The organism is Neorhizobium sp. LjRoot104, from assembly GCF_964253725.1.
GTDB lineage: Bacteria > Pseudomonadota > Alphaproteobacteria > Rhizobiales > Rhizobiaceae > Neorhizobium.
This window is the reverse complement of sequence record NZ_CAXURS020000001.1, coordinates 1,650,426-1,676,271: the sequence shown is the minus strand read 5'-3', so window position 1 is coordinate 1,676,271 and position 25,846 is coordinate 1,650,426. Positions and strand designations below refer to the sequence as shown.

At 62.0% G+C, this 25,846-nt stretch carries 23 protein-coding genes; 9 read left to right on the top strand and 14 right to left on the bottom strand.

Translation table 11 applies throughout. The annotated features are described in order from the left end of the window. Nucleotides 1–38: 38 nt before the first annotated feature. Nucleotides 39–1,058, top strand: a complete 1,020-nt coding sequence (locus ACSQ8R_RS08505; protein ID WP_245363193.1) for a GlxA family transcriptional regulator — start codon at nucleotides 39–41, stop codon at nucleotides 1,056–1,058. Between the two features lie 19 nt (nucleotides 1,059–1,077). Here the strand turns inward: ACSQ8R_RS08505 and ACSQ8R_RS08500 are convergent, their stop codons facing one another. The 4 genes from ACSQ8R_RS08500 to ACSQ8R_RS08485 form a co-directional block, all read right to left on the bottom strand. Further along, the gene (locus ACSQ8R_RS08500; RefSeq protein WP_436252939.1) at nucleotides 1,078–1,686 is read right to left on the bottom strand and encodes a GGDEF domain-containing protein; all 609 of its coding nucleotides are present in this window, start codon (nucleotides 1,684–1,686) and stop codon (nucleotides 1,078–1,080) included. 17 nt (nucleotides 1,687–1,703) lie between these two features. Continuing rightward, complete coding sequence (locus ACSQ8R_RS08495) at nucleotides 1,704–2,552, bottom strand: response regulator (RefSeq protein ID WP_436252938.1); 849 nt, start codon at nucleotides 2,550–2,552, stop codon at nucleotides 1,704–1,706. A 159-nt stretch (nucleotides 2,553–2,711) separates the two neighbouring features. Continuing rightward, entirely contained in the window at nucleotides 2,712–5,225 is a 2,514-nt protein-coding gene (locus tag ACSQ8R_RS08490) for a GcvT family protein (RefSeq protein WP_436252937.1), read from the bottom strand. Nucleotides 5,226–5,378: 153 nt separating this feature from the next. After that, nucleotides 5,379–7,859 carry a mechanosensitive ion channel domain-containing protein gene (locus ACSQ8R_RS08485; RefSeq protein ID WP_436252936.1) on the bottom strand — a complete coding sequence of 827 codons (2,481 nt, stop codon included), beginning with the start codon at nucleotides 7,857–7,859 and terminating at the stop codon, nucleotides 5,379–5,381. Nucleotides 7,860–8,023: 164 nt separating this feature from the next. Here ACSQ8R_RS08485 and ACSQ8R_RS08480 point away from each other — a divergent pair, with 164 nt between their 5' ends. Then, nucleotides 8,024–8,275 carry a GlsB/YeaQ/YmgE family stress response membrane protein gene (locus ACSQ8R_RS08480; RefSeq protein WP_436252935.1) on the top strand — a complete coding sequence of 84 codons (252 nt, stop codon included), beginning with the start codon at nucleotides 8,024–8,026 and terminating at the stop codon, nucleotides 8,273–8,275. An 11-nt stretch (nucleotides 8,276–8,286) separates the two neighbouring features. On the opposite strand, the gene ACSQ8R_RS08475 is transcribed toward ACSQ8R_RS08480, so the two are convergent. The 3 genes from ACSQ8R_RS08475 to ACSQ8R_RS08465 all read right to left on the bottom strand — a co-directional run bounded on the left by ACSQ8R_RS08475 (nucleotide 8,287) and on the right by ACSQ8R_RS08465 (nucleotide 9,914). Beyond that, nucleotides 8,287–8,844, bottom strand: coding sequence for a DUF924 family protein (locus ACSQ8R_RS08475; protein WP_436252934.1), 558 nt, complete (start codon nucleotides 8,842–8,844; stop codon nucleotides 8,287–8,289). A gap of 11 nt (nucleotides 8,845–8,855) precedes the next feature. Continuing rightward, the gene (locus ACSQ8R_RS08470) at nucleotides 8,856–9,347 is read right to left on the bottom strand and encodes a heme-degrading domain-containing protein (RefSeq protein ID WP_436252933.1); all 492 of its coding nucleotides are present in this window, start codon (nucleotides 9,345–9,347) and stop codon (nucleotides 8,856–8,858) included. 201 nt (nucleotides 9,348–9,548) lie between these two features. Beyond that, nucleotides 9,549–9,914, bottom strand: coding sequence for a response regulator (locus tag ACSQ8R_RS08465; RefSeq protein ID WP_436252932.1), 366 nt, complete (start codon nucleotides 9,912–9,914; stop codon nucleotides 9,549–9,551). 329 nt (nucleotides 9,915–10,243) lie between these two features. On the opposite strand from ACSQ8R_RS08465, the gene ACSQ8R_RS08460 reads away from it, so the two are divergent. From ACSQ8R_RS08460 to ACSQ8R_RS08440, 5 genes are all read left to right on the top strand, one after another. After that, nucleotides 10,244–10,864 (top strand): YjbE family putative metal transport protein, encoded by a 621-nt coding sequence (locus ACSQ8R_RS08460; protein WP_436255417.1) that lies wholly within the window; start codon nucleotides 10,244–10,246, stop codon nucleotides 10,862–10,864. 309 nt (nucleotides 10,865–11,173) lie between these two features. Beyond that, complete coding sequence (locus ACSQ8R_RS08455) at nucleotides 11,174–11,683, top strand: cupin domain-containing protein (protein WP_436252931.1); 510 nt, start codon at nucleotides 11,174–11,176, stop codon at nucleotides 11,681–11,683. 237 nt (nucleotides 11,684–11,920) lie between these two features. Next, entirely contained in the window at nucleotides 11,921–12,301 is a 381-nt protein-coding gene (locus tag ACSQ8R_RS08450) for a hypothetical protein (protein WP_436252930.1), read from the top strand. A gap of 94 nt (nucleotides 12,302–12,395) precedes the next feature. Next, nucleotides 12,396–14,927, top strand: coding sequence for a protein translocase subunit SecD (gene secD / locus ACSQ8R_RS08445; RefSeq protein ID WP_436252929.1), 2,532 nt, complete (start codon nucleotides 12,396–12,398; stop codon nucleotides 14,925–14,927). 75 nt (nucleotides 14,928–15,002) lie between these two features. Next, the gene (locus tag ACSQ8R_RS08440) at nucleotides 15,003–15,440 is read left to right on the top strand and encodes a YqaA family protein (RefSeq protein WP_436252928.1); all 438 of its coding nucleotides are present in this window, start codon (nucleotides 15,003–15,005) and stop codon (nucleotides 15,438–15,440) included. On the opposite strand, the gene ACSQ8R_RS08435 is transcribed toward ACSQ8R_RS08440, so the two are convergent. Beyond that, on the bottom strand, nucleotides 15,441–16,067 hold the full coding sequence (locus ACSQ8R_RS08435; RefSeq protein ID WP_436252927.1) for a TetR family transcriptional regulator: 627 nt from the start codon (nucleotides 16,065–16,067) through the stop codon (nucleotides 15,441–15,443). Between the two features lie 15 nt (nucleotides 16,068–16,082). Next, nucleotides 16,083–16,748: a class I SAM-dependent methyltransferase gene (locus ACSQ8R_RS08430; RefSeq protein ID WP_436252926.1), complete on the bottom strand. Its 666-nt coding sequence runs from the start codon at nucleotides 16,746–16,748 to the stop codon at nucleotides 16,083–16,085. 317 nt (nucleotides 16,749–17,065) lie between these two features. Here ACSQ8R_RS08430 and ACSQ8R_RS08425 point away from each other — a divergent pair, with 317 nt between their 5' ends. After that, on the top strand, nucleotides 17,066–18,427 hold the full coding sequence (locus ACSQ8R_RS08425; RefSeq protein ID WP_436252925.1) for an APC family permease: 1,362 nt from the start codon (nucleotides 17,066–17,068) through the stop codon (nucleotides 18,425–18,427). Between the two features lie 3 nt (nucleotides 18,428–18,430). Here the strand turns inward: ACSQ8R_RS08425 and ACSQ8R_RS08420 are convergent, their stop codons facing one another. Both ACSQ8R_RS08420 and ACSQ8R_RS08415 read right to left on the bottom strand, forming a co-directional pair. Then, entirely contained in the window at nucleotides 18,431–19,111 is a 681-nt protein-coding gene (locus ACSQ8R_RS08420) for an HAD family hydrolase (protein WP_436252924.1), read from the bottom strand. 119 nt (nucleotides 19,112–19,230) lie between these two features. Continuing rightward, nucleotides 19,231–19,377 carry a hypothetical protein gene (locus ACSQ8R_RS08415; RefSeq protein WP_345921709.1) on the bottom strand — a complete coding sequence of 49 codons (147 nt, stop codon included), beginning with the start codon at nucleotides 19,375–19,377 and terminating at the stop codon, nucleotides 19,231–19,233. Between the two features lie 119 nt (nucleotides 19,378–19,496). On the opposite strand from ACSQ8R_RS08415, the gene ACSQ8R_RS08410 reads away from it, so the two are divergent. Next, the gene (locus ACSQ8R_RS08410) at nucleotides 19,497–20,252 is read left to right on the top strand and encodes an SDR family NAD(P)-dependent oxidoreductase (RefSeq protein ID WP_436252923.1); all 756 of its coding nucleotides are present in this window, start codon (nucleotides 19,497–19,499) and stop codon (nucleotides 20,250–20,252) included. Nucleotides 20,253–20,412: 160 nt separating this feature from the next. On the opposite strand, the gene ACSQ8R_RS08405 is transcribed toward ACSQ8R_RS08410, so the two are convergent. From ACSQ8R_RS08405 to ACSQ8R_RS08395, 3 genes are all read right to left on the bottom strand, one after another. Beyond that, nucleotides 20,413–23,592, bottom strand: coding sequence for an efflux RND transporter permease subunit (locus ACSQ8R_RS08405; protein WP_436252922.1), 3,180 nt, complete (start codon nucleotides 23,590–23,592; stop codon nucleotides 20,413–20,415). 131 nt (nucleotides 23,593–23,723) lie between these two features. Continuing rightward, nucleotides 23,724–24,908: an efflux RND transporter periplasmic adaptor subunit gene (locus tag ACSQ8R_RS08400; RefSeq protein ID WP_436252921.1), complete on the bottom strand. Its 1,185-nt coding sequence runs from the start codon at nucleotides 24,906–24,908 to the stop codon at nucleotides 23,724–23,726. Nucleotides 24,909–24,941: 33 nt separating this feature from the next. Next, nucleotides 24,942–25,763, bottom strand: a complete 822-nt coding sequence (locus tag ACSQ8R_RS08395) for an alpha/beta hydrolase fold domain-containing protein (protein WP_436252920.1) — start codon at nucleotides 25,761–25,763, stop codon at nucleotides 24,942–24,944. Between the last annotated feature and the right edge of the window lie 83 nt (nucleotides 25,764–25,846).

The window sequence follows — 25,846 nt, the reverse complement described above, 5'->3', positions numbered from 1 at the left end:
GTACGGTCACGAACAAGGGGAATGACGGCATGAATGTGATGACCAAAAGCCCGGCAGCGAAGCGCTCTCTCGTCTTTTTTCTTGTTCCACATTTCACCATGCTGCCTTTTGCTGCGGCGGTGGAGACGCTGCGAATCGCCAACCGCATGCTCGGCTACTCGGCCTATACCTGGCGGCTCTGTTCCGCCGATGGCGAAAAAGTCTACTCCTCGAGCGGCATCGGCATCGAGGTGAACTCCTCACTCGCCGAAGAACGTCGCAACCTCTCCGGCGAAAACCGTCCCAACATGGTTCTGGTCTGCTCGGGCGTCTACGTCGAGGAATTCAACAACAAGTCGGTCAACGCCTGGCTGAGAGAAACCTATAACCGCGGCATTGCCGTCGGAAGTCTCTGCACCGGGGCGCACGTGCTCGCCCAGGCCGGGCTGCTGAACGGCAAGCGCTGTGCGATCCACTGGGAGAACCTGCCGGGCTTTGCCGAGGCATTCCCTCAGGCGGAAGTCTATGCGGATCTCTACGAAGTCGATTCGAACCTCTATACCTGCGCCGGCGGTACAGCCTCGCTCGACATGATGCTCAACCTGATTAGCCAGGATTTTGGCGAGAACCTCGTCAACCGGGTGTGCGAACAGCAGCTGACGGACCGCGTCCGCAACCCGCACGACCGACAGCGCCTGCCGCTGCGGGCCCGCCTCGGCGTCCAGAACGCCAAGGTCCTGTCGATTATCGAGGTCATGGAAAACAACCTCTCCGAACCGCTGTCGCTGGTGGAGATCGCCGACGATGCGGGCCTCTCCCGGCGCCAGATCGAACGCCTGTTCCGCCAGGAAATGGGTCGCTCGCCAGCGCGCTATTATCTGGAGATCCGGCTCGACCGGGCGCGGCACCTGCTCGTACAGTCATCGATGCCCGTGGTCGAGGTGGCGGTTGCCTGCGGGTTCGTCTCCGCGTCGCATTTCTCGAAATGCTATCGCGAGGTCTATAACCGTTCGCCGCAGCAGGAACGGGCCGAGCGCAAGCTGAATATGAATACGTCGCGCACCGGGGTCGTGGCCTGAGCCGTGGGATTGCGGCGGGTCAGCCTGCCGCCTGCAGCACGATCGTATAGTCCGAAAACACTCTATTCCGGCCATGGCTTTTCGCCATGAACAGGAATTGTTCTGCGGCATTCAGGTAATTGTCGAACGTTTCCGGGCCGCCGACTTCCGCCAGTCCGATCGAAGCGGTAATCGAAAAATCGATATCGCCGAAAAGGATCCGGATGCCGGCGATCTCCAGCCTCAGCTTCTCGCACAACTCCGTCGCGGCGGCTCCGTCGAGACCGAGCAGCAGCATGCCGAACTCTTCGTCACCCAGCCGGGCAAGAAGATGCCCCTTGCCGCCGCACGCGGAACTAAGCCTAGCGGCGGTGGCCTTGAGGACCTGAGCGATGGTTTCCTTGCAATGAACATCCTTCAATCGCCGGAAATGGTCGATGTCCACGATCGCGACGGCGCAGGATATTCCCTCGGAAAGGCATTTGCTCACCAACGGTTCGCCAAGCCGGTAAAACTCCTTCAGGCTGGCAAAACCGGTCAGCGGATCAGCAGCCAGACCGACCGCCTCCATCTGGATGCGCGACGGCGCCGCCAAACCGTGGGTCGGGCGTCCCTTCTCCCGGAAATGCTGGCTCAGAAGATATGGCATGCGGAATCCCCTAGGGATCAGGCGACGTTCTTCACCGCCGTCTCCTGACGTCTTGCCTGCATGGATCGGATCTGGATCAGCGTATCCAGGTTCTGGTTGACGCGGCAGTAAAATTCCTCGTCGATGAAGGGGCGCAGCATGAAGTCGTTGCCGCCGGCCTTCAGGAAACGGGCCGAAAGCAGCCGGTTCGACGAGGACGAAACGCCGATGATCCTGAGTTCGTGCGAGCCGCGCACCGAACGGATGCGGCGGGTGAGTTCGAAACCGTCGATATCGGGCATGTTGTAGTCGGTGACGACGAGGCCGATATCCGAGTTCTTCTTGAGGATATCCAAGGCCTTGGCACCGTTCTCCGCAACGCTGACACGGAAATTGTAGCGCTTCAGACGGCTCGAGAGCAGCGCCCGCGCAGTCGGGCTGTCGTCAACGATCAGCACGTGGTGGCGATGATTGGTGAGGAACCGGCAGACCGATTCGGCCAGCATCTCGACTGCGAAGACGTTATCCTTGAGGATATAGTCGACGATGTCCTTGGTCAGCAGCTTGTCGCGGGTTTCTTCATGGAAGGTCCCGGTAAACACGATTGTCGGGATCGACAGATCGACGAGATACTCCAGCGCTTCGCCGTTTTCCGCGCCTGGCAGATTGATATTGGAGATCGCCAGCATCACCGGCTCGGCGGAGCGGTCATAGGCGAACTGCAAGTCCTCGAAGTTGCGGCAGATCTCGACCTCGATGCCGAACAGCTCCTTGAGCCTGGTCCCGATCATCGATGTAAACACGTTGGAATCTTCCGCAAGCAGGATGCGGGAATTTGCCAGTGATTGGCCGGAATACTGCATCCCGGAGATACCGAGGAATGTCATGGTGCCCCTTATCGAATAAGATATTATCCCCTCTGATAACATCCGTAGTCGAAACGGTTTGCAGAACCGTTAATCGGAGCGGCGCTACGGTATCAAAACGGGACGGGCGGCCCGAGGACCGCCCGCTAACGTCAACGACTTCTTACTTTCAGCCGGTTTTCAGGCCCGCAGCGCGGTATTGTCGCCGTCAAACGGGCTTTCCGGCACGACGCTGGCATTGTAAAGGCTGCCGAGAATCTTGATCTTGAGCCTGGTGCCGGTCTCGGCATAGCCCGGCTTGACCATCGCAAGCGCCAACGACTTGCCGATTCGCCAGCCGTAGGCGCCATTGGTGGCACGGCCGATCAGTTCGCCCGATTCGTTGTAGATCGCCTCCGACCCGCGGGCATCGACATCATTGGCGCCCTCGATGACCAGCGTGCAGAAATTCCACTTCAATCCCTTCTCCTTGTAGGAGAGCAGGCCTTCTCTGCCGAGGAATTGCTTGTCGGTCTTGATGAACCGGTCGAGGCCGGACTCATAGGCATTGTATTCGATCGACATTTCGCGCGGGATCAGCCGGTAGGATTTCTCGACCGACATGGAGAGCATGGCGCGGATGCCGAAGGGTTTGATACCGAATTCGGCACCGGCTTCCATCAGCTTGTCGAAGATGTAGTTCTGCATCTCGATCGGGTGGTGCAGTTCCCAGCCGAGTTCCCCGACGAAGTTGACGCGCAGCGCATGGGCGGACGCCATGCCGACGGAAATCTCCTTGCCGGAAAGCCAGGGGAAATCCTTGTTGTCGAGGCTGGTGCGGGTGAGCTTCTTCAGAACCTGCCGGGACTTCGGGCCGGCCAGAACCAGAACGCCGAACTTCTGGGTGATCTGAGTGAGCTTGACCGAACCATCTGTCGGCGCGAGTTTACGCAGGTAATCCTGGTCATGCGCCTCATAGGCTCCCGCCGACACGAGATAGAAGCGATCGGGCGCCCATTCGTAGACGGTGAATTCGGAGCGCACCCCACCCTGTTTTGTCAGAAGGTGGCAGAGAGCGATACGGCCGCGCTTCTTCGGGATGGCATTGGCAAAGATCGAGTCGAGGAAAGAACGTACGCCGTGGCCGGAGACTTCCATCTTGGCGAAGGCCGACATGTCGAGTACGCCGACATTCTCGTGGACGTTCCTGACCTCGTTGCCGACATGGTCGAAATAGTTCGAGCGACGGAAGGACCATTTTTCGACGATCCGGCCATCTTCCAGCGCCGGCGCGTGATTGTGGCCCGTCAGCACATCGGCGCCGACGCCGAGGTCTTCCGCGGGCACCTGATAACCTTCCGGCGCGAACCAGTTGGCGCGTTCCCAGCCGTAGACGGAGCCGAACACGGCACCCATATTCTTCAGCCGGTCATAGACCGGCGTCGTCTTCAAGGGACGCGCGGCGGAACGCTCTTCATCCGGATAATGCATCGTGAAAACATTGGCATAGGCCTCTTCGTTCTTCTCGATGAGGTAGCCTTCCGTTGCGTAAGGCCCGAAACGGCGCGGATCGACGCCCATCATGTCGACGGTCGGCTCGCCGTCTACGATCCATTCCGCGAGCTGCCAGCCGGCACCGCCGGCGGCGGTGATGCCGAAGGAATGGCCTTCGTTCAGCCAGAAGTTCTTGAGGCCCGGAGCCGGGCCGACGATCGGCGATCCGTCCGGGGTATAGGCGATCGCGCCATTGTAGACCTTCTTGATGCCGACCTCTCCGAATGCCGGCACCCGGACGATGGCTGTCTCGATATAGGGCATCAGCCGGTCGAGTTCCTCGTTGAAGAGCTCGTATTCGCTCTCGTCGGACGGACCATCGACGTAACAGACGGGCGCTCCGACCTCGTAAGGGCCGAGCAGCAGGCCGCCATTTTCCTCGCGCATGTACCAGGATGAGTCCGATTCGCGCAGGACCCCCATTTCCGGCAGGCCCTTGGCCTTGCGTTCCTGGATCGCCGGATGCGGCTCGGTGACGATATACTGGTGTTCGACCGGGATGACCGGGATGTTGATGCCGACCATCTCGCCGGTCTTGCGGGCGAAGTTGCCGGTGCAGGAAATGATGTGCTCGGCCGTGATCTCGCCCTTGTCAGTCGTCACCTTCCAGAGCCCGTCCGGCTGTTGTTCGATGGCGGTGACCGTCGTGTTGCGATAGATCGTGGCGCCGAGGTCGCGCGCACCCTTGGCGAGCGCCTGGGTAAGGTCGGCCGGTTGGATATAGCCGTCGTCCGGATGCTGGATGGCGCCGAGAATGCCGTCCGTTTCGCAGAGCGGCCAGATCTCCTTCACCTGTTCCGCCGTCAGGATATTGACCTTGACACCGATCGTCTCGGCGATCCCGGCATAATACATGTACTCTTCCCAGCGGTCCTTTGTGCGGGCAAGACGGATGTTCGAAACTTTCGAGAAACCGACATTCATGCCGGTCTCTTCCTGCAGTTCCTGATAGAACCGCACCGAATATTTATGCAGCTGGCCGACCGAATAGGAAAGGTTGAAGAGCGGCAGAAGCCCCGCCGCATGCCAGGTCGAACCGGAGGTCAATTCCTTGCGTTCGATCAGGACCGCGTCGCTCCAGCCCTTTTTCGCCAGATGATAAAGCGTCGAAACTCCGACCACGCCGCCGCCGATCACCACCGCCCGTGCATGTGTCTTCATGGAATGAACCCCTCTTCGGCCTCGTGCGGCCTTTTCGCAAACTGCAGGGACTATGCAATTCCGGCAGGCGGGCCAAACGCCTGATTACGACATGGCAAGAGCCAGCCCGCGACGGCCATCAGAATGGCCGCGCGGGCTCGAGCGGAGGGACGGTTATGCGCCCCCTCTTGCGTCGCTCTCCGCCGGCAGGATGGGCTTGCCGCGATGAAAGATGATTTCCTGCTGCGGGAACGGTATCTCGATCCCCTCCTCCCTGAACCGCCTGAGGATGGCGATCCTGAGATTGTTGCGGATTCTCAAGCCCTCGCCCATGTCGGCCAAGTGGAACCTGAGTTCGAAATTGAGCGACGACGGCCCGAAGCTCAGGAACTCCACGTGCGGTTCCGGATTGCGCAGCACTTCCGGCACCTGATCGACCAGTTCCAGAAGGATATCCATCACCTTCTGCGGATCGGCATTGTAATTTACCCCGACCGGCACTTCGGAACGCCCGATCCTGTTGCGATGCGTCCAGTTGCCGACCGGCGAGTTAATGAGGTCGGAATTCGGCACGATGATCGACTGCTTGCGGAACGTCTCGATCTCTGTGGCGCGTACCGAAATGCGCTTGACGATACCCTCCGTCGCCCCGGTCACCACATGGTCGCCCACCTTGAACGGCCGTTCGACGAGCAGGATCAGGCCGGACACGAAGTTCGAGACGATATTCTGGAGACCGAAACCGATGCCGACCGACAGGGCGGACGCGACCAGCGCGAAGCTCGAGAGATCGATGCCCGCGGCCGAGACGCCGACGATGACCGCAAGCCCGATGCCGAGGTAACCGATGCCGGTCTTGACCGAATTGCGGACGCCGAGATCCACCTGGCTGCGCGCCAGCACGTTGCCGTCGATCCACTTCTGTATCCAGCGCGTGACGACGAAACCGAGACCGAAAAGCAGAATGCCGCCGAGAATGCCGACGATCGAGATCGAGATGTTGCCGATCCGGATCTGCGTGAAGAAGCTGTAGATCCAGGCTTCGATATCGGCGATCTGGAAACCCCAGGTCAGCAGGATGAGGGGAATGCCGAGGATCAGCGCAAACGCATAGATGCCAAGTCCCGCGACAAGCCCGGCCTGGTCGAGCGAAACCTCGCCGAAATTGAAGCGCTCGGCGAGCCGGCGCCCGACAGCCGTGTCTGTGAACGCCCCCTGTTTCGAAATCGCCCTGCCCGACAGGAGCCCGATATAGATCAGCACGATCACCGCACCGGTCAGCACGATCTGGGTCGAGGCGAACCGGGCAAGCCCCACATATCCCGTCAGCACCGACAGGATCAGGAGCAGGCCCATGATGCGAAGGGACAGCGGAAAGAAGCGCGGCCACCGATGCCCGGGCCCATCGGGATCCTCCCCCTCGACAAGCCGCGGCTGGACGAAGGAGATGGCGATCAGGATCAGGCCGATGATCACCGACGCGAGCAGGCTCTTGACGATGGTCAGAACCAGCGGCGAATTCAGCGCCTCGCTGATCGCGCCGAGCAGATAGTCGAGCCCGTTGACGATCGCCATGGCGAGTACGGCGAGCGTCAGCAGGCGGGCGCCGCGATTGGTGATGCGGACGAGTCGCCATTCCGGCTCGCCCGGCGCCAATACGCCATAGGTGAGCTTCCAGACGAAATTGACGAACCAGACGAAGCCGAAGAAGGTCACCACGATCGGCGTGATGTCTGTGCGCAGGACGTTGAAACCGTCGAGGAACAGGAAGGAGGCGACCAGGAAAGCCGCCAGAGACACGGTCTGGATGACCGTCGACCAGAACGCCACCGACAAACGGCGAATGTAGGAAGGATGCTCACTATCGTTTCGCCGGATGAAGCGCCCGAACAGCCGGTATCCTCCGGACAGGAAGAGCATGGCCGCGCCGAGCGACAGCGCCAAGGCTCCCAGCAGCTGCAGCTTCTTGAATTTCCAGACGAAACTGATCCAGCCGCTGAATGTGGAGCCGAAATTCCGGACTTCGGCGACAAAAGCGTTGCCGGCATCGGCGAACAATTCGCCGGATAGCTCGGTGTGGCGGAACAGCGTCTGGGTAAACAGCGTGCGGCGCAGATTGGTGATCGTGTTGGCGACCTGGTTGGCGCTGTTGGAAAGCTGGCCGGCGTCATCGACGATAAGATTAAGCTCCGAGCGCTCGTTCAGCAGCCGATTGCGCTCTTCAACGACCGCGGGCGCTTCCGCAGGCTGGCCGGCTGCCGGCGGCTCGCCAAGGCTCTTGAGGCGGGCCTGGATCTGTTCGACGCGGGTGCGCATGGCATCCGACGCCGAGCGCATTTCGCCGACGATCGTTTCCGCCTGGACCCTGAGTTCCGCAAGACGTGCATCGTCGTCGGCGTCGCTTTGGATCCGGTTGCGGAAGCTGTCGAGCTGCTGGCGGATCGTGTCGAACTTGCCCTTCATGTCCGAATTGATCGAATCGAGCGTGACGTCCGGCGGCACCTGCTCCTGGCGCTGTCCCTGCGCCTGCTGTTGCGTCTGGGCGAACACATGCGATGACGCGCCCAGCTGAGCAGCGGCGATCATGAGCGCTGCGACCAGCACGCGCGTCATCTGTCGAATGGTTGAAGGGCCGGTCGTGGGAAGCTCTGTCAAATGTCTGCTCTTTTGTCTTTCGATCGGATTCGCGCGCGAAAATAGAGTGACTTCTGGGCGAAGAAAAGGAATGCTGTGTTCCAGGTTCCAGGAAGTGGAACAATTCCTGGAACCTGGACCATTTCTTCGCGTTTCCCCGTCCCACCAATCACTGAGGGTAAATCATGGAACAGGCAGGTATCGGCTGGATCGCAGCCATCATCATCGGCGGTTTTGCCGGCTGGCTCGCCGAAAAGTTCATGAAAAGCGACATGGGCTTGATCATGAACATCATTCTCGGCATCGTCGGCGCCATCATCGCCAATGCCATTCTCGGCGTCTTCGGCGTCGTGCTCGGCGGCTGGATCGGCTACCTGATCGCCGGCTTCATCGGGGCATGCATCCTGATCGCCGTCGCACGCATGTTCCGCCGATAGTTGCTTGACGATCAGAAACCGGCGCCGGGCTTGGCCAGATATTCGAGCTCGGCGGCGGTCGATTCCCGGCCCAGCAGCGCATTGCGATGGGGGAAACGGCCGAATTCGCGGATCACCGCACGGTGACGTTCCGCATAATCCAGATAATCCGCATCACCCAGCAAGGCGAACAGTTCCACCGACCGATCCTGATCGGCGAGCGTTTCCGAGTGTTCGAAGGGAAGGTAGAAAAAGCCACGCTGCTCGGCCGGAACCGCCATGTCCGCGCCCTCCTCGATCGCCAGCCTTGCCTCACGCAGAGCCAGCCAATCCGTTGCGAAGGCCAGCGGGGTGCCGCGATAGAGGTTGCGGGAAAGCTGGTCGAGTACGATCACCGCCGCGAGGCGATCTTCCGGCGACGTCCGCCAGGCATCGAGCTCGCCGCGGGCGAGCGAAAGATGAGTAGCCGCGAAATGCCTTCGCATCGCCTCGTCCAGCGCCTCGTTCTTTTCGAACCAGTCCTTGCGGGTCAGTTCCTTGAACCAGAAGGTGAAAACTTCCTCGGGTTTCTTTATGTCGGCTTGCGCCATAGCATATCTCCTTAGCCGAGACGGAGTGTGGAGATATCCTTGCCGGTCATCCGGGCAAGGGCTTCTACCACCATGTTGTGATCCTCGCGCTGCGGCAGGCCGGACACCGTCACCGCCCCGATGCAGCCGACACCGGCGACCTTGATCGGAAAGCTGCCGCCATGCGGCGCATGGTCCGCCGAGGAAATGCCGTATCGGTTTTCTACCGTATCGCCCTGGAGCTCGAGCTTCCGTCCGATCCCGTAGCTCGATTGGAAAAACCGGAGCACCAGATTGCGCTTGCGGCGTACCCAGTTTTCGTTGTCTGCGGTCGTGCCCGGCAATGCCGTGTAGAAGGCCGGCATCGAATGCAGCCGCACGTCGATGACAACGCCCAGGCCCTGCTCGACAGCCCTATGGCGAAGCAGCGATCCAAGATCCCAGGCAGTGCCCAGGTCGAACCGGTCGAAGACAAGTGCCCTCTCCTGTTCCGCGATCTTCGCAATGTCTTCTTCGATCGTCATGCGCTCTCCTCCGGATTGAGATGGCGGGGATTGATGACGACAAATCCGGCGAAAGTAAAGTTGCCCGGCGGCGGCGAGCTCCCGGACGGGACCTGTTGCTGCAAGGACTCGTCAGCATCTGGAAGTTCCTCCGGTTGATCGAACGAGACAACCGGAAGCCGTGGCACCTGGTTCCGCCGTCCCCCCTCGGCCCGGCAATGTTCAGCCCGGCATCATCTCGTGAATCGAGGACAGCAGCATGTCGTGCTGATAGGGTTTGGGCAGGAACACCGTGTTGGCCGGCAGAAGCATCGGATCCAGGCTGACAACGCCCGAGGTGATGATGATGCCGATGCTCGGGCGAATTGCCCGGATGCGCTGAGCAAGCTGAATGCCGTCCATGGACCCGGCCATGTTGACGTCGGTGAAGACTATGTCGATATCCTCGCGGTTGCGGAACAGCACCATTGCCTCGTCGGCATTGCCGGCTTCCAGCACGTAATGCCCGACCTCTTCCAGCGCATCGAGCGTGGTGAAACGGATCAGCGGTTCATCCTCGACGACAAGCACAACGGCCTTCTGCGCCATCAACGTCTCCTTCACCTTCGGACCTTGCCCCACAGCTTCCAAAGCCGCAACCGCGCCGTGAGTGGCAGGTTGGGACCCGCTCCGCCGTGAGGCCATATAGGAGGCAGGTGAGTCGCGGCAAGTGGAGGCGAAGCCTGGGAAGGCCGTTCCTCGCCTGCGGCCTTCTTCAACAACCGGATTTTTCAATAATGGACAATGCCGTTTGACAGAATGCAGAAAATGGGCTTGCCAAGCGCGACGAAATATCCTGTACCAATCTGCACAAACGTGGCTGCAGATCAGCACGGCCCCATATCTCATCCAATCCCGATTCAGGTTCACGCTTCATGATGGAACTCTTCACCGCGGCCGGCTTTGCGGCTCTCCTCGAGGTCATTGCGATCAACCTCGTTCTTTCCGGCGACAATGCCATCGTCATCGGCCTTGCGGCCGCCGGCCTTCCTGCAGCCCTCCGCAAGAAAGCGATCCTCTTCGGCATTTCCGCCGCCACCGTGCTTCGCCTCGTCTTCGCCGTCGTCGCCACCTATCTTCTGGCGATCAAGGGGCTCCAGCTGGCGGGCGGCCTGCTGCTCGGTTGGGTCTGCTGGAAGATGTGGAGTGAACTACGCGAAGACCAGGGCGGCGATGCGCATGCCGCCGCCGAGGCGAAACAAAAGGCCGCCAACAAGACGTTTTTCCAGGCCGCCACCCAGATCGTCGTCGCCGACGTATCCATGTCGCTCGACAACGTGCTGGCCGTCGCCGGCGCCGCCAAGGAGCACTCCACGGTGCTGATCATCGGCCTGGTCATCTCGATCGCACTGATGGGCGTGGCGGCCAACTTCGTCGCCCAACTGCTCTCCCGCTTCCGCTGGATCGCCTATGTGGGCCTGGCCGTCATCGTCTATGTGGCGCTCGACATGATCTACGCGGGATCGATCGAAGTCCTGCCGCTGATCCAGGGCGTTTAACGCTCCTTCGCAGGATCGACTTCGGCGGCGACGGCTGACGCGGCCCGGGTTGCAACCGGTAAGCGGCTGTTCGATCCGCCCCTCACGCGGGAGAGGTCAAGGATGGCCATGCGAGCATGGCAGTGCGTTGATTTGAAACAGGAAAGTTATAATTTCCTCACCAAGTCTTTGACATTTGGGGCGTTCCCATTGATCATGCTCGTCAAGCAAAGCTACGTGGCCTCCAGCCGGCATGACGCCGGTCAGGGGCTCGCGGACCCCCTACTCGCAAGAGTTGGTGAGCCCCGTCCTAGTCAATGAGAGCAGATCTTGAGCCATAGCCACAACGATCATCACCACCCTCATGACAATGACCATGACGGTCATTCCAGCGTCGATTGGCGCGAGCACGGCGTGAAGGTCATTCCCGGCAATTCGCTCGATCCGAACACCGCCCAGACCCCGGGCATGAACCGCGCGACCGCGATCAACAACGCCCGCGCGGGCGCCGAGAAGATCTGGGCCGGCACGGTGACCATCCATGCCAACGCCAAGACCGGCGCCCATCACCACGGCGATCTCGAAAGCATCATCTATGTGCTGAAGGGAAAGGCGCGGATGCGCTGGGGCGACAACCTCGAATTCGTGGCGGAGGCCGGACCCGGCGATTTCATCTATGTTCCGCCCTATGTGCCGCACCAGGAGATCAATGCCAGTCCGGACGAAACGCTGGAATGCGTGCTCTGCCGCTCCGGCCAGGAGCCGGTCGTCGTCAATCTCGACATCGAACCCATCGAGAAGCCGGAAGAGGTCCTGTGGAAGGACCCGATTCACAAATAGAGGCCGCGTCTTCGTGGTCTCGTGCAGGCAGATCCGCAAAATCGCCGATTTCAGAGACGCGATGCCGTGATCGGCGCAAATGCCGCCGCAATCTGCCGCTACGCTCCCGGCCTACTGGAGATTGACCGCCTCGAACCACTCCTTTAGAAGGCGGCATTCCGTTCCGAAGCACAAGACTTCGGGATTTTTAACGCTCCGGAGCTGATGCGGATGGCGCTGTTTCCGCAGGACAAGCGGATGAGAGACGGACGTGAACAGGAAAACCACCTGTCGCGCTGGCCGGTTTTTGCCGCCGCCCTGCTGATCGCCGCCCTGTTCGGCCTGCTGTCGAGTGTCGTCAAGGACGTACAGTTCCCGCGCGGCATTCTTTCGGCCGACAGGACCAGCGACACTCCGCACCTGACCAAGCGAGAGCCTTTGCGCGCACTTGCGGCCATGGACCGCAAGGACGCAACGGGCGCCCATTGGCACACCGGCGGCGGTGCGCTGGAAGCCAGCGCCATCGGGATCAGTTTCCCGATTTTCGCCCCGGCCTTTGCCTCGAAGCCGTCTTCCGACCCGGCAGCCTCCCCGTTCTGGCATGGTTCGCTGCCCCGCGCGCCGCCGGCCCGCGCCTGAGATATCGCGCCTCATGGCGCCCGCCTGATCACCCATTAAAGACCACCCATGCCGATCGTCTCGCGCGCGCCATGGGCTCAGCAGGATTAGAAATATGAGAAATTCCCCGTGGCTGGTGACGACCTATCTCGTCATCATCTTCCTCGGCATTCTGGTGGCGCTGCCGAACGTCATTCCGCAGCCGACGCTTGACCGCCTTCCCGCCTGGCTGCCGCACAGCCGCGTCTCGCTCGGCCTCGACCTGCGCGGCGGCTCGCACCTCGTGCTGGAAGTCGACCGTGGCGACCTGATCAACGAACGGGTCCAGAGCCTGCTGCAGGAATCCCGCCGCGTATTGCGTGAAAAGAACATCACGACCACAGCCATCCGCCGCACGGGCGACACGGTGACGATCGCCCTGCGCGACGCGGCCCAGCGCGGTGCAGCCGTGACCGAACTCCAGACGCTGGCCAACCCGGTCAACTTCGGCACGACCGTCGGCGCCAGCGACCTCGCCATCACCACGCCTTCCGACAACACGATCTCGGTCGCCCAGACCGAAGCCGGCATCAATTCGCACATCACCGCCGCCGTCGATCAGTCGCTTGAAATCATCCGCCAGCGCGTCGACCAGGTGGGCGTCGCCGAACCGACCATTCAGCGCATCGGCTCCGACCGCGTTCTCGTCCAGCTTCCGGGCGAGCAGGATCCGACCCGGCTGCGCCAGCTTCTCGGCTCGACCGCCAAGATGAGCTTCCATCTGCTCGGCCAGCAGGGCGAGGCCGGCGTCACCATGCTTTCCGACGAGCGCGGCAACCAGTATCCGGTCCTCGACCGCGTCGAGCTTTCCGGCGACCGGCTGACGGACGCCCGCGCCGCCTTCGACCAGCAGACCAACGAGCCGGTCGTCAACTTCCGCTTCGATTCTGCCGGCGCCAACCGCTTTGCCCAGATCACCCAGCAGAATGTCGGTCGTCCCTTCGCGATCGTGCTCGACAACAAGGTGCTGAGCGCGCCGGTCATCCGCACGCCGATTACCGGCGGTTCGGGCCAGATTTCCGGCGGCTTCTCGGTGTCGGAAGCCAATACGCTGTCCGCGCTGCTGCGCGCCGGTGCACTGCCTGCCAAGCTCACCGTCATCGAAGAACGCACCGTCGGCGCCGACCTGGGTGCCGATGCGATCCAGATGGGCCTCTATTCCGGCCTTGTCGGCTTCGTCCTCGTCGCCGTCTTCATCCTGGTGCTCTATGGCACCTGGGGCCTGTTGGCGAATCTCGCACTGCTGGTCCACACGATCCTCACCTTCTCCGCGCTGACGCTGGTCGGCGCGACGCTGACCCTGCCCGGCATCGCCGGTATCGTGCTCGGCATCGGCCTCGCCGTCGACGCGAACGTTCTCATCAACGAGCGCATCCGCGAAGAAACGCGCAAAGGTCGCGGCGCCTTCGCGGCCATCGACGTCGGCTTCAACCGCGCCTATTCGACCATCGTCGACGGCAACATGACCGCGCTCATCGCCGCGGCCATCCTGTTCTACTTCGGCTCCGGCCCGGTGCGCGGCTTCGCCGTCACCATGGGTCTCGGCCTGATCATCTCGATGTTTACCTCGGTCGCATTCGTCCGCGTCACGATGATCGCCATCGCGCGCCGCTACAAGCTGAAGGTCATCAACATCCAGTCGATGTTCCGGTTCAGCCCCTACGACAAGCATATCCAGTTCATGAAAGCGCGGTTCTTTGGTGTAGCGGTCTCCGCTATCCTGTCGATCGCCTCGGTCGGCCTGTTCTTCTATCCGGGCCTGAATTACGGCGTCGATTTCCGCGGCGGCATCCAGATGTCGGTCAAGACTCAAGGGCCGGCTGACCTCGCCAAGTTCCGCGAAGGTCTGAATACGCTCGATCTCGGCGAAATCACGCTGCAGTCCTTCGGCGATCCGAACACCATCCTGGTCCGCGCCCAGCGGCAGGAGGGCGGCGAAGAGGCGCAGACGGCGGCCGTCACCAAGCTGAAGGACGAGGTTGTCAAGATCGATTCGACCGCCACCGTCCAGGGCACCGACGTCATCGGTCCGAAGGTTTCCGGCGAACTTGCCATTGCCGGCTTCCTGTCGGTCTTCATCGCCAGCGTCGCGATGCTGATCTACATCTGGGTGCGGTTCGAATGGCCGTTCGCGGTCGGCGCCATCGTCACCCTTGTGCTTGACGTCACCAAGCTGGTGGGCTTCTTTGCCATCACCGGCCTCGACTTCAATCTGACGGCGATCGCAGCGGTGCTGACGATGGTCGGTTATTCGGTCAACGACAAGGTCGTCGTCTATGACCGCATGCGTGAAAACATGCGGCTCTACAAGTCGATGCCGCTGCGCGAGCTGATCGACAAGTCGATCAACGAAACGCTGGCTCGAAGCCTCTACACCAACGCCACCGCCTTCCTGTCGCTTCTGCCGATGGCGATCTGGGGCGGCAGCGCGGTGGAAAGCTTCGCGGTGCCGATGGCATTCGGCATTCTCGTGGCCGGCGCGTCCTCGGTCTTCATCGCCGCGCCGATCCTGCTCTTCCTTGGCGACTGGCGCACCCGCCACAAGGCGCAGGCCGAAGCCGCCGGCGAAAAGGCCGTCGGCGACGGCGAGCGCCCAAGCCAGGCCTGAGCCTGCTTGTTATAAAAACGGAAAAGGGCGGATTTTCATCCGCCCTTTTTCATTTGGCTCCGCTATAGCTCCATCATGTTCGATTTCGCCGCCTATGCGGGACTGTTCTCCGCCGCGTTCATTGCCGCCACGATCTTTCCGATGCAGTCGGAGGCGATCCTGGTCGGCCTTATCCTGGCCGACCGGTACTCGCTCGTCGGTCTGCTGCTGGTTGCTTCGGTCGGCAACACGGCGGGCGCTGCGGTCAACTGGCTGCTCGGCCGGGGCGTCGAGCGGTTTCGGGACAGCCGCTGGTTTCCGGTCAGCGAGGAAAAGCTGGACACAGCTCAGGCCTGGTATCGAAAATATGGAAAATGGTCGCTGTTGCTGAGCTGGCTGCCGATCGGCGGCGACGCCATCACGGTCGCGGCGGGCGTGCTAAAGGAACCGCTCCCGACTTTCCTGATCCTGGTTTTCATCGGCAAGGCGCTGCGCTACGTGGTGCTCGCTGCGGCGACGCTCAGCTTGATCTGATCAGGAAACCCTGCCCTCGTTGCCGAAATCGGCAAGCGCCTTCCAGAAATCGCCGAAGAACTGATGCGCGAAGGTTTCGAGCGAAGTGCCAGGCTGTTGCTCGTTCCAGATCTCCCCGCCGGCCCGCAGGGCGCCCATCACGACGGCGGCCAGCAACCGCATCCGAAACCGCTCTTCGTCGCTCCGGCTTCGAGCCTTGAGCGCTTCCGTGAGCTTCAGCTCGAGCTTGGCATATTTGAGCTGGTCGCGGGCCTTCAGCGTCGGCGTGCGACGGATCAGTTCTCCGAGCGCCATCGCTCTTTCGTCGGCTGCCGAGACGATGGCGCTGACGAGGCCGTGCTGCACGGCCTTGACCGCCGGCTCGTCAGCCGGTCGCGATGCGATGGCCGCCATCAGATGGTCGGCAAAACCGTCCTGCCAGGCGAACACGACCTCTTCCTTGGACGGGAAATAGTCGAAGAAACTGCGTTTCGACACCTCGGCGCGCTCGGCAATTTCCTCGATGGTCGTGGCGTCGAAACCGCGCTCGAGGAACAGGCTCATCGCCGCTTCCTCGATGCGTTGCCGGGTTTGCCGACGCTTGATTTCCCGCCGGCCTTCCCTGGCGCCATCAGTCGTCCTGGTCATGGCATCCGATTTTGTTCAGCCGTCCGCTTCGTCGGCATTGTGGACCGGACCGGCCTCTGCCTCGGCACGATATCTGGAACGCTCCCGCGTCAAGTCCAATGGCTTGCGGCGGGAAATCCGGTAGACGGCGGCCGGTGGCAGGTTGCGCACGGTGTGGCCGATATGCACGGCCTTCAGACCCAGCCGGTCGAGGATCGGCCGCGGCACCGGGCAACGCGGACCGTAGGTGAACTGATAGAATGAACCGCCCGGACGGATATAGGTAAAGGCGCCGCCGAGGATGGCGGTAATCTTGCGGGGCGACATGGAGAGCAGCGGCAGGCCGCTGATGACCGCGCCAACCGGTTCGCCCTCGAAAATATCCTCATGGGCGAGCTTCGCCGCATCCATCTGCAGCACCCGTGCCTCCGGAAACCGCCGCTGCAGGCCGGGAACGAATTCCGGACCATATTCGATCAGCGTGAGGTCGGACTGGGCAACGCCGCGCGCCAGCAGCGCGCGGGTGAAAACGCCGGTGCCCGGACCGAGTTCGATGACCGGACCATCGAGGGGAGCGATCTCCTGGGTCATCAGCCGCGCGAGCGAATCCCCCGAGGGCGCCACCGCCGCAACCCGCAATGGATTGCTTATCCAGGAACGGAAGAAATGCAGGAAATCGGAGAATGCGGCATCTGCTGTCATGGTCAGAGACTCACCGGTTTGAAAATGCAATCGAGTATTGCGCCGACCTTCACAGCCCGCGTGGCAATTCCAAGGCATGAGGAGCCTCCGCTCCGGAAAGATTTGCAATCGACTGCAGAATTGTGCGGTGCAGCCCCTACACAGTCACACTTAGGATATATTTGCACCAAGTGCAATATTTTAATGAAAATTTCCCGTGACGCGTTCGGGCGGAAGGCGGAACGGCCTGAAACCGCAGCATTTTTCTCGGGAACAACCGGGGCTTGTTCTCATTGAACAGCTGCGGTTAAGGGAAACGACAATATCAGGAGGAACTTATGAAAGAGCCTGTCGCGGAATTGGGCGAACAGAAGGCGGAACTCCAACGGGTCATGGGGCCTGGATTGCTGCTGCTGTTCATCGTGGGCGATATTCTCGGCACGGGCATCTATGCGCTGACCGGTCAGGTGGCCGCGCAGGTCGGAGGGGTCGTCTGGCTGCCCTTTCTGATCGCCTTCCTCGTCGCCCTCCTCACCGCTTTCAGCTATCTCGAACTGGTCACCAAATATCCGCGTGCGGCTGGCGCGGCGCTTTATACCCACAAGGCCTTCGGCATCCACTTCGTCACCTTCCTGGTGGCCTTCGCGGTGATGTCGTCGGGCATCACCTCGGCGGCGACCGCATCGCGTGCCTTCGCCTCCAACTTCGCGACCTCGCTCGGCCTCGAGCTCGGCGCCTGGGGCGTACCGCTGATCGCGGTCGGTTTCATCGCTCTGGTTGCCGCCATCAATTTCCGGGGCGTCGGAGAAAGCGTCAAGATGAACGTGCTGCTGACCGTGGTCGAACTGACCGGCCTGCTGATCATCATCGGGATCGGCTTCTGGGCGATCGCCGGCGGCCAGGGTGACGTGTCGCGCGCCTGGACATTTGCCGCCCCGGGAAATGGCGGCGTCTTCTGGCCGGTGATTGCCGCCACCACCCTTGCCTTTTTCGCCATGGTCGGCTTCGAGGACTCAGTCAACATGGCCGAGGAATGCAAGGAGCCGAGCCGCATGTTCCCGAAGGTACTTCTGACCGGCCTGGCGGTAACGGGCCTGATCTACGTGCTGGTGGCGATCTCGGCGATCACGCTGGTACCGGCCAATGAACTCGGCCAGGGGGAAACGCCGCTGCTGAAGGTCGTGCAGGCCGGCGCGCCGGGCTTCCCGATCGGTATCTTTGCCGTCATCACCATGTTCGCGGTGGCCAATTCCGCACTGATCAACATGATGATGGCGAGCCGCCTGATCTACGGCATGAGCCGCGAGAGGGTCCTGCCGCCGGTGCTCGGCAAGGTCCATCCCGGCCGTCGCACGCCCTATGTCGCGATCGGTTTCACGTCGTTGCTGGCGGTCGCGCTGATCCTGTTTGCCGGCGGTGTGCCGGCGCTCGGCGGCACCACGGCGCTGCTGCTTCTCTGCGTCTTCGCGATCGTCAACGTCGCGGTGCTCGTCCTGCGCAAGGATAGGGTCGAACACAAGCACTTCCGCACGCCGACCGTTCTGCCCATATTGGGCGCCATCTCCTGCGCCTTCCTGGCAGGCCCGTGGACCGGCCGCGATCCGGTCCAGTATCTGATCGCCGCCTGCCTGCTCGGCCTCGGCGTCGTATTGTGGCTCGCAACGGTCAGCATCATGCGGGCTTCGACCCAGCCCGCCTGATGCCTAGCCCTTGAGACGGACCGAAAGCCGTCCGTCCTCGCCGATATGCGCGACCACATCGAGATAGCCGGGCATCTTGGAATGCCCGGTTTCAATCGGGTGGGAGTGGGTGGCGGTGATGACCATGACGTCGGCGCCTGCCGCCTCGCCCGCCTGGATGCCGGCAGGCACGTCCTCGAATACCAGCACGTCCGACGCCCGGACGCCGAGCCGTTCCGCACCCATGATGTAACCCTGCGGGTTGGGCTTCCCCACGGTGACGTCTTCAGCGGTTACCATGTAGCGCGGCTGCGGAATGCCCGCCGCGGCAAGCCGCACTTTGGCGAGTTCGATCGGAGAGGACGTGACGATCGCCCAACGCTCCGGCGGCAGCGCCGACAGGAATTCCACCGCGCCGGGGATAGGCACGACCCCTTCGACATCCTCGATCTCGCCGCGCAGGATGCCCTCCGCCTCGGCGGCCGGATCGATGCCGGGCAGGTTCAGTGCGCTGATCGTGTCGATCCCGCGCTTGCCATGCATGGTCGGCAGGAATGCCTCCACGTCGAAACCCATCTTCGCCGCCCAGCGTCCCCAGACACGTTCGGCGGATGCGATCGAATTCAGGATCGTGCCGTCCATGTCGAACAGGAAAGCGGCATAGGTCTTTTCGGGAAGGGAGAGTTCGGAGGCAGGAAGAGGCACGGGAAATTCCTTTGGCGTCGCATTCCGACTCGCGAGATGGCCGGAACTGCGCCCTTTCCGAGTAGATGCAATGATGCGGAAAGGCAATTCCCGGCAAAGGACCTCCGATCTGGTTGACGCTATTTCGATCGCGAACGCAGGAACTGGGAGACGGCGACGCCGATCGCGATGCCGACGGCAACGCCGATACCAATGTTGTCGAAAACGGCTGTCCCGAGCACTGTGCCAAGCCCGACGCCGACGGCTATTCCTGTCGCAATGGTCATGGCTCGACCATCGCGTCTTCAGATGGCGAGAGTTTGTCGGGCGTCCTTGTCTTCACGCCTCGAAGCGTTAGAACTTGGCGTCCAAGCCGGGCAAGGAGGGTGTTTTGGCCGAGATTTCCATGACGCACACGGACCTCGCCGATCGTGGCGTGCTGATCACCGGGGGCGGTTCAGGCATTGGCGCCGCCCTGGTGGAAGGTTTTGCGGCACAGGGCGCCAAGGTCGCATTCATCGATATTGCCGACGACCCCAGCCGCGAATTGGTGGAACGTCTTTCCGGGGCCGCCCGGCATCCCGTCGTCTACCTTAAAGCCGATCTGCGCAACGTCGCGCAAACGAAAGCCGCCGTCGCCGGGGCTGTGCAGGAACTCGGGTCGCTCTCGGTGCTGGTCAACAATGCCGGCTGGGACGACCGCCATGACTTCGAGACGGTGACCGAGGAATACTGGGATAACGCCCAGGCGATCAACATCAAGCAGATGTTCTTCGTCTCCCAGGCCGCGGTGCCGCACCTGCGCAGGACGGGCAGCGGTGCGATCGTCAATTTCTCCTCGATCGCCTACCTGCTCAACATGGGCGGACTGCCCGCCTATGCGACCGCCAAGGCAGGGATCATCGGCCTGACCAAGAGCCTCGCCGGAAAGCTCGGGCCGGAGAACATCCGCGTCAACGCCATCCTGCCGGGCATGATCGTCACCGAACGGCAGAAGAAACTCTGGCTGAATGACGACAGCATCGCTGCGATGGTCGCGCGCCAATCCCTGAAGCGGGTGCTGGTGGCTGAAGACCTGGTCGGGCCCTGCCTGTTCCTCGCGTCGAACGCCTCCGCCGCCATGACGGCCCAGACCCTGATCATCGACGGCGGTGCTCTCTGACGCATGTCGCGCAAAGCGCCTGCGGTTCTGCAATAACGACGTGTAAAACAACGATCCAAAAAAAATGGTCGAACGCATCCTTTTGGGATGCGTTCGACCATTTTGGAAATACCGCGCGGGTTCCCGGTGGAAAGAACCCGCGCGGCGCCGGAGGTAGACCTTACTCCGCTGGAGAGAGAGCGGGAGCCGCCTCCTCCGTACCGTGCTGCCGCAGAGGACGGCTGCCGGTAAGCAAACGTGCCAGCATGTAGAAGACCGGCGTCATGAAGATGCCGAAGAACGTCACCCCGATCATGCCGGAGAACACCGCGATACCCATGGCGGAGCGCATTTCCGCGCCCGCACCGGTTGATACCACGAGCGGTACGACACCCATGATGAAGGCCATGGACGTCATCAGGATCGGACGCAGCCGCAGCCGGCTTGCCTCGACCGCCGCCTGGAACGGCGTCCTCCCCTCGAACTCCAGTTCCCGGGCGAATTCCACGATCAGGATCGCGTTCTTCGCCGAGAGACCCACAAGGACCACGAGCCCGATCTGGGTGAAGATGTTGTTGTCTCCACCGGTGAGCCAGACCCCGGTCAAGGCGGCAAGGACACCCATCGGCACGATCATGATGATCGCGAGCGGCAGCGTCAGGCTCTCATACTGGGCAGCGAGCACGAGATAGACGAGCAGCAACGCCAGCGGAAAGACCACGATGCTGGAATTGCCGGCGAGGATCTGCTGGTAGGTCAGGTCCGTCCATTCGTAGTCGATCCCCGAAGGCAGCGTCTCCGCGAGGATCTTTTCGATCGCGGCCTGCGCCTGGCCTGACGAGAAGCCCGGCGCCGGACCGCCGTTGACATCGGCGGCGAGGAAGCCGTTGTACCGCGTCGTGCGTTCCGGGCCGGTCTGCGCGTCCACCTTCAGGAGGGCCGAAAGCGGGATCATCTGGCCGGACTGCGAACGGACTTTCAACTGGCCGATATCTTCCGGCTTGGCGCGGAACTGTGCATCCGCCTGCACCCGGACGCTATAGGTGCGGCCAAAGGCGTTGAAGTCGTTGACGTAGAGCGAACCCAGATAGACCTGCAGGGTTTCGAAGACGTCGGTCACCGAGACCCCGAGCTGTTCGGCCTTGGCGCGGTCGAGATCGGCATAGAGCTGCGGCACGTTGATCTGGAAGCTCGAGAAGATGCCGGCGAGTTCCGGCGTCTGGTAGGCCTTGGCGATGACCGCCTTGGCCGCCTCGTCCAGCGTCTGGTTGCCCAGGCCGGCGCGATCCTCGATCTGCAGCTTGAACCCGCCCGTCGTTCCGAGGCCGTTGACCGGCGGCGGCGGGAACATGGCGATGAACGCATCCTGGATGCCGGCATATTTCTGGTTCAGCGCCATGGCGATGGCACCGCCCGAAAGCTCCGGCGTCTCGCGCTTGTCGAAATCATCGAGCACCGCGAAGACGATGCCGGCGTTCGAGCCGATCGTGAAGCCGTTGATCGACAGGCCCGGGAACGCGATGGCGTGCTCGACACCCGGCTGTTCCAGGGCGATGTCGCTCATCCGCTTGATCACCTCTTCGGTGCGGTCGAGGGTCGCGCCGTCAGGAAGCTGAGCGAAACCGATCAGGTACTGCTTGTCCTGCGCCGGCACGAAACCGCTCGGCACCGCGTTGAACATGCTGTAGGTCATCGCCACGAGCGCCAGGTAGATGATCATCACCAGGCTCTTGCGGGACAGCAGCCCGCCGACGGTGCGGCCGTAGCCGTTCGAGGCGGCCCCGAATGCGCGGTTGAAGCCGCGGAAGAACCAGCCGAAGATCGCATCCATGAAGCGCGTCAGCCAATCCTTCTTGGCGTGATGGTCCTTCAGCAGAAGGGCTGCCAGCGCCGGCGACAAGGTGAGCGAGTTGATCGCCGAGATGACCGTCGAAATGGCGATCGTCAGCGCGAACTGCCGGTAGAACTGGCCGGACAGGCCGCTGATGAAGGCGAGCGGCACGAAGACGGCGACCAGCACCAGTGCGATCGCGATGATCGGGCCGGACACTTCCTTCATGGCGCGATAGGTCGCGTCCCGGGGACTAAGCCCGTTCTCGATGTTACGCTCGACGTTTTCCACCACGACGATCGCGTCGTCGACAACGATGCCGATCGCCAGCACGAGGCCGAAAAGCGTCAGCGCGTTGATCGAGAAACCGAATGCGTACATCACCGCAAACGTCCCGATGATCGAGACGGGAACGGCAATCAGCGGGATGATCGATGCCCGCCAGGTCTGCAGGAAGAGGATGACGACGAGAACGACGAGCGCGATCGCTTCAAGCAAGGTCTCGATGACCTTCTCGATCGAGGCGCGCACGAACTTGGTCGTATCGTAGACGATCTCGTATTTGACCCCTTCCGGCATCGCCTTCTGAAGTTCGTCCATCGTGGCGCGGACGTTGTCGGCGATTTCGATCGCGTTCGAACCGGGCGCTTGAAGAACGGCAACGGCGACAGCCGGCTTGCCGTCGAGCAGCGAGCGCAAGGTATAGTCGGCCGCACCGAGCTCGATACGGGCGACGTCGCGCAGCCGCGTGATCTCGCCGTTTTCACCGCTCTTGACGATGATGTTGCCGAATTCCTCCGGCGTGCGCAGACGCCCCTGGGCATTCACGTTGAGCTGCAGGTCGACACCGGGCCGGCTGGGCGATGCGCCGATAATGCCGGCGGCCGCCTGGACGTTCTGGCCACGGATCGCGTTCGAGATGTCGCTTGCGGCAAGCGAATGTTCGGCAGCCTTCTGCGGATCGATCCAGACGCGCATGGAATAGTCGCCGGCGCCGAAAACCTGAACCTGTCCGACGCCCTGGATGCGGGTGAGCCGATCCTTGACGTTCAACGTCGCGTAGTTGCGCAGGTAGGTGATGTCGTAGCGGTCGGAGACGAGATTGACGACCATGATGAAGTCGGGCGAGCTCTTGACGGTCGTGACGCCGAGTGCACGTACTTCCGCCGGCAGTCGCGGTTCCGCCTGGCTGACGCGGTTCTGCACCAGCTGCTGCGCCTTGTCGGGGTCGGTGCCGAGCTTAAACGTCACAGTCAGCGTCAGCACGCCGTCTGACGTCGCCTGGCTCGACATGTAGAGCATGTCCTCGACGCCGTTCACCTGCTCTTCGAGCGGCGTTGCGACGGTCTCGGCGATGACGGTCGGGTTGGCGCCAGGATAGACGGCGCGCACCACGATAGATGGCGGCACGACTTCCGGATATTCGGAAATCGGCAGCGACCGCATGCCGATAAGGCCCGCGATCACGATGAGGATCGACAGCACGGCCGCAAAAACGGGCCTGTCGACGAAAAACCTGGAAATATTCATGTCAAAGCCCTCTCTCCGGGGTTGAACAAGAGGCGAAACGGCCCTGGCTCGCGGCCGACAAGGCCGCAAGCTCCACGAACCGGAACTGGATGAGTGTTGGAAAAACGGCGGACTAGCCGCCGCTTAGAGCATTACTTGTTGGCGACCTTCGCCTCTTCCTCGGGCTGGACAACGGCGCCCGGACGGATCCGCTGCAGGCCGTTGACGACAATCCGGTCGCCCGGATTGAGGCCCTTTTCGACGATCCGCATGCCGTCCACTACCGTGCCCAGCTCCACCTGCCGGTACGCAACGGTATTGGCAGCATCGACCACGAAGACGAACTTCTTGTCCTGGTCGGTGCCGACGGCCTTTTCACTGACCATCAGGTGATCCTGCGCCTTCGGCTGGCCCATGCGGACCCGCACGAACTGGCCGGGGATCAGCTTGCCACCGGGATTGTCGAAGACGGCCCGCACACGGATCGTGCCGCTCGAAGCATTCACTTCGTTGTCGATGAGCTGCAGCTTGCCGCGGATCGGCGTGCCATTGGCGGCAAGCGTGTTCACCTCGACCGGTACCTGATCGATCGCCGGCACGCCGTCGACGAGCGGAAGGTCGGCGAGTGTACGCGACACCAGTTCTTCGCCGGCGTCGAAGCTCGCATAGATCGGATCGGCGGAAACCAGCGTCGTCAGCGGGGCGGACGAGGCGCCTGCCGCTACCAGGTTGCCGACGGTGATCTCCAGCCTGCCGGCCCGACCGGCGATCGGTGCCCGGATCTCGGTATAGTCGAGATTGAGCTGCGCCGTCTTCAATGCAGCCCTGGCGGACTGGAGATTGGCCAGCGCCTCGCTCTGGGCGCTCTGGCGCTGGGCGAGATCGCTCTGTGAGATAGTGTTCTTGGAGACGAGGTTATTGCCGCGATCGAGTTCGGTATTGGCAAGTTCGACCCTCGCCTGCGCCGAGGCCACCTGGCCTTCGGCCTGAGCGACCGCCGCCTGGTAGGGTTCCGGATCGATGCTGACGAGCAGGTCGCCCTGCTTCACCAGTCCGCCTTCGCGGAAATGCACCGACTGGATGGTGCCGGTGACGCGCGGCCGGATCTGGACGCGATCGACGGCTTCCAACCGCCCGGAGAATTCCTGCCAGGTGGAAACGCTGTGCGGCTCCATGGTGGCGACCGTCACCGGGACGGCCGGAGCCGCGGCGGCTGCCGTCGCAGGCGCGGCATTGGCGCCCTGCGGCAGATCGAGATAGACCGAAGCGCCGGCGATCAGTGCAGCCGTGCTCAGTCCAGTGCCCCAAAGGGCCCAGCTTTTGATCTTCGATGTCATCTGTAGTCTCCTTACGGCCTTGGGAGTTAGCCGTTATTTGCCTTCAAATATGCTATGCTTCGAACTTAATTCTTGGACGAAATCGGTGAATTCGGCGCAGAGCGTCTTCATCCACTTGCCGTCGCCTTCTCTATAAATGCCCGTCCAGCCGCAGCTGGCCGGGAAAATCTTCCGCCTGACCGAAACGCCGGCCTCACTCAGACGAACCGCATAACCGAGCGCTTCATCGCGCAGCGGATCGTCCTCCGATGTAACGATGAGTGCCGGTGCGACACCCGAAAGCCGCGAACAGAGGCAGGGTGCCGCATAAGGATGCTGGAACCCGCAATGGGAACCGAGATAATGGCTCCAGCCTTCCGCCCAGCGTTCACCCATGCCGATCGCATCCGCCTTGCGGAAGGACTGCGTCGTCATCATCGGGTCGATCATCGGCGACAGCAGGATCTGGCCGCTGAGCTCGCCCGGCATCAGGTCACGCGCCTTCAGCGCCACGCCCGCCGCGACATTGCCGCCCGCCTCGTCACCCGCGACGAAAAGCAGGGACTTCGCGCTGCCGAACTGCTTACGCCGGCCGGCAAGGCACTGAAGCGCCGCAAACGCGCATTCCATCGCTTGCGGAAACATGTTTTGCGAGACGCTGCTGTAGTCAGCTTCGAGTACGACGGCCCCGGATTCGGCCAGTGCTTTTGCAACCGGACGTTCGTTTTCGCCGCGCTGCTCATTGAGAAACGCCCCGCCTCGCAGATAAAGAACCAGCGGCGGCGCCTTGGCCTTGGCAGCTCCTTCATAGACGCGCATCGGCACAGCCGGCATGGCCGACTTGTCAATCACGATGTTTTCCCACTGCGCGGTCATTGAAAAATCCTCGGACAAACCCCTAGTAAAAGCGGGGTACTTGCCGTCAATCTTGAACCTGATATTATTATTCGGGCGAAAAC

Bases quoted from the DNA above. Each gene is read 5' to 3' on its own strand.
- ACSQ8R_RS08440 (WP_436252928.1), top strand. From the start codon at position 15,003: ATGTTCGATTTCGCCGCCTATGCGGGACTGTTCTCCGCCGCGTTCATT.
- ACSQ8R_RS08395 (WP_436252920.1), bottom strand. From the start codon at position 25,763: ATGACCGCGCAGTGGGAAAACATCGTGATTGACAAGTCGGCCATGCCG.
- ACSQ8R_RS08465 (WP_436252932.1), bottom strand. From the start codon at position 9,914: ATGGCGCAGAAGGCCGTTGTGCTTGTCGTCGAGGATGAACCGCTGATC.
- ACSQ8R_RS08410 (WP_436252923.1), top strand. From the start codon at position 19,497: ATGACGCACACGGACCTCGCCGATCGTGGCGTGCTGATCACCGGGGGC.
- ACSQ8R_RS08400 (WP_436252921.1), bottom strand. From the start codon at position 24,908: ATGACATCGAAGATCAAAAGCTGGGCCCTTTGGGGCACTGGACTGAGC.
- ACSQ8R_RS08415 (WP_345921709.1), bottom strand. From the start codon at position 19,377: ATGACCATTGCGACAGGAATAGCCGTCGGCGTCGGGCTTGGCACAGTG.
- ACSQ8R_RS08475 (WP_436252934.1), bottom strand. From the start codon at position 8,844: ATGGCGCAAGCCGACATAAAGAAACCCGAGGAAGTTTTCACCTTCTGG.
- ACSQ8R_RS08495 (WP_436252938.1), bottom strand. From the start codon at position 2,552: ATGACATTCCTCGGTATCTCCGGGATGCAGTATTCCGGCCAATCACTG.
- ACSQ8R_RS08405 (WP_436252922.1), bottom strand. From the start codon at position 23,592: ATGAATATTTCCAGGTTTTTCGTCGACAGGCCCGTTTTTGCGGCCGTG.
- secD (WP_436252929.1), top strand. From the start codon at position 12,396: ATGAGAAATTCCCCGTGGCTGGTGACGACCTATCTCGTCATCATCTTC.
- ACSQ8R_RS08470 (WP_436252933.1), bottom strand. From the start codon at position 9,347: ATGACGATCGAAGAAGACATTGCGAAGATCGCGGAACAGGAGAGGGCA.
- ACSQ8R_RS08500 (WP_436252939.1), bottom strand. From the start codon at position 1,686: ATGCCATATCTTCTGAGCCAGCATTTCCGGGAGAAGGGACGCCCGACC.
- ACSQ8R_RS08450 (WP_436252930.1), top strand. From the start codon at position 11,921: ATGAGAGACGGACGTGAACAGGAAAACCACCTGTCGCGCTGGCCGGTT.
- ACSQ8R_RS08505 (WP_245363193.1), top strand. From the start codon at position 39: ATGACCAAAAGCCCGGCAGCGAAGCGCTCTCTCGTCTTTTTTCTTGTT.
- ACSQ8R_RS08435 (WP_436252927.1), bottom strand. From the start codon at position 16,067: ATGACCAGGACGACTGATGGCGCCAGGGAAGGCCGGCGGGAAATCAAG.
- ACSQ8R_RS08425 (WP_436252925.1), top strand. From the start codon at position 17,066: ATGAAAGAGCCTGTCGCGGAATTGGGCGAACAGAAGGCGGAACTCCAA.
- ACSQ8R_RS08490 (WP_436252937.1), bottom strand. From the start codon at position 5,225: ATGAAGACACATGCACGGGCGGTGGTGATCGGCGGCGGCGTGGTCGGA.
- ACSQ8R_RS08480 (WP_436252935.1), top strand. From the start codon at position 8,024: ATGGAACAGGCAGGTATCGGCTGGATCGCAGCCATCATCATCGGCGGT.
- ACSQ8R_RS08430 (WP_436252926.1), bottom strand. From the start codon at position 16,748: ATGACAGCAGATGCCGCATTCTCCGATTTCCTGCATTTCTTCCGTTCC.
- ACSQ8R_RS08460 (WP_436255417.1), top strand. From the start codon at position 10,244: ATGGAACTCTTCACCGCGGCCGGCTTTGCGGCTCTCCTCGAGGTCATT.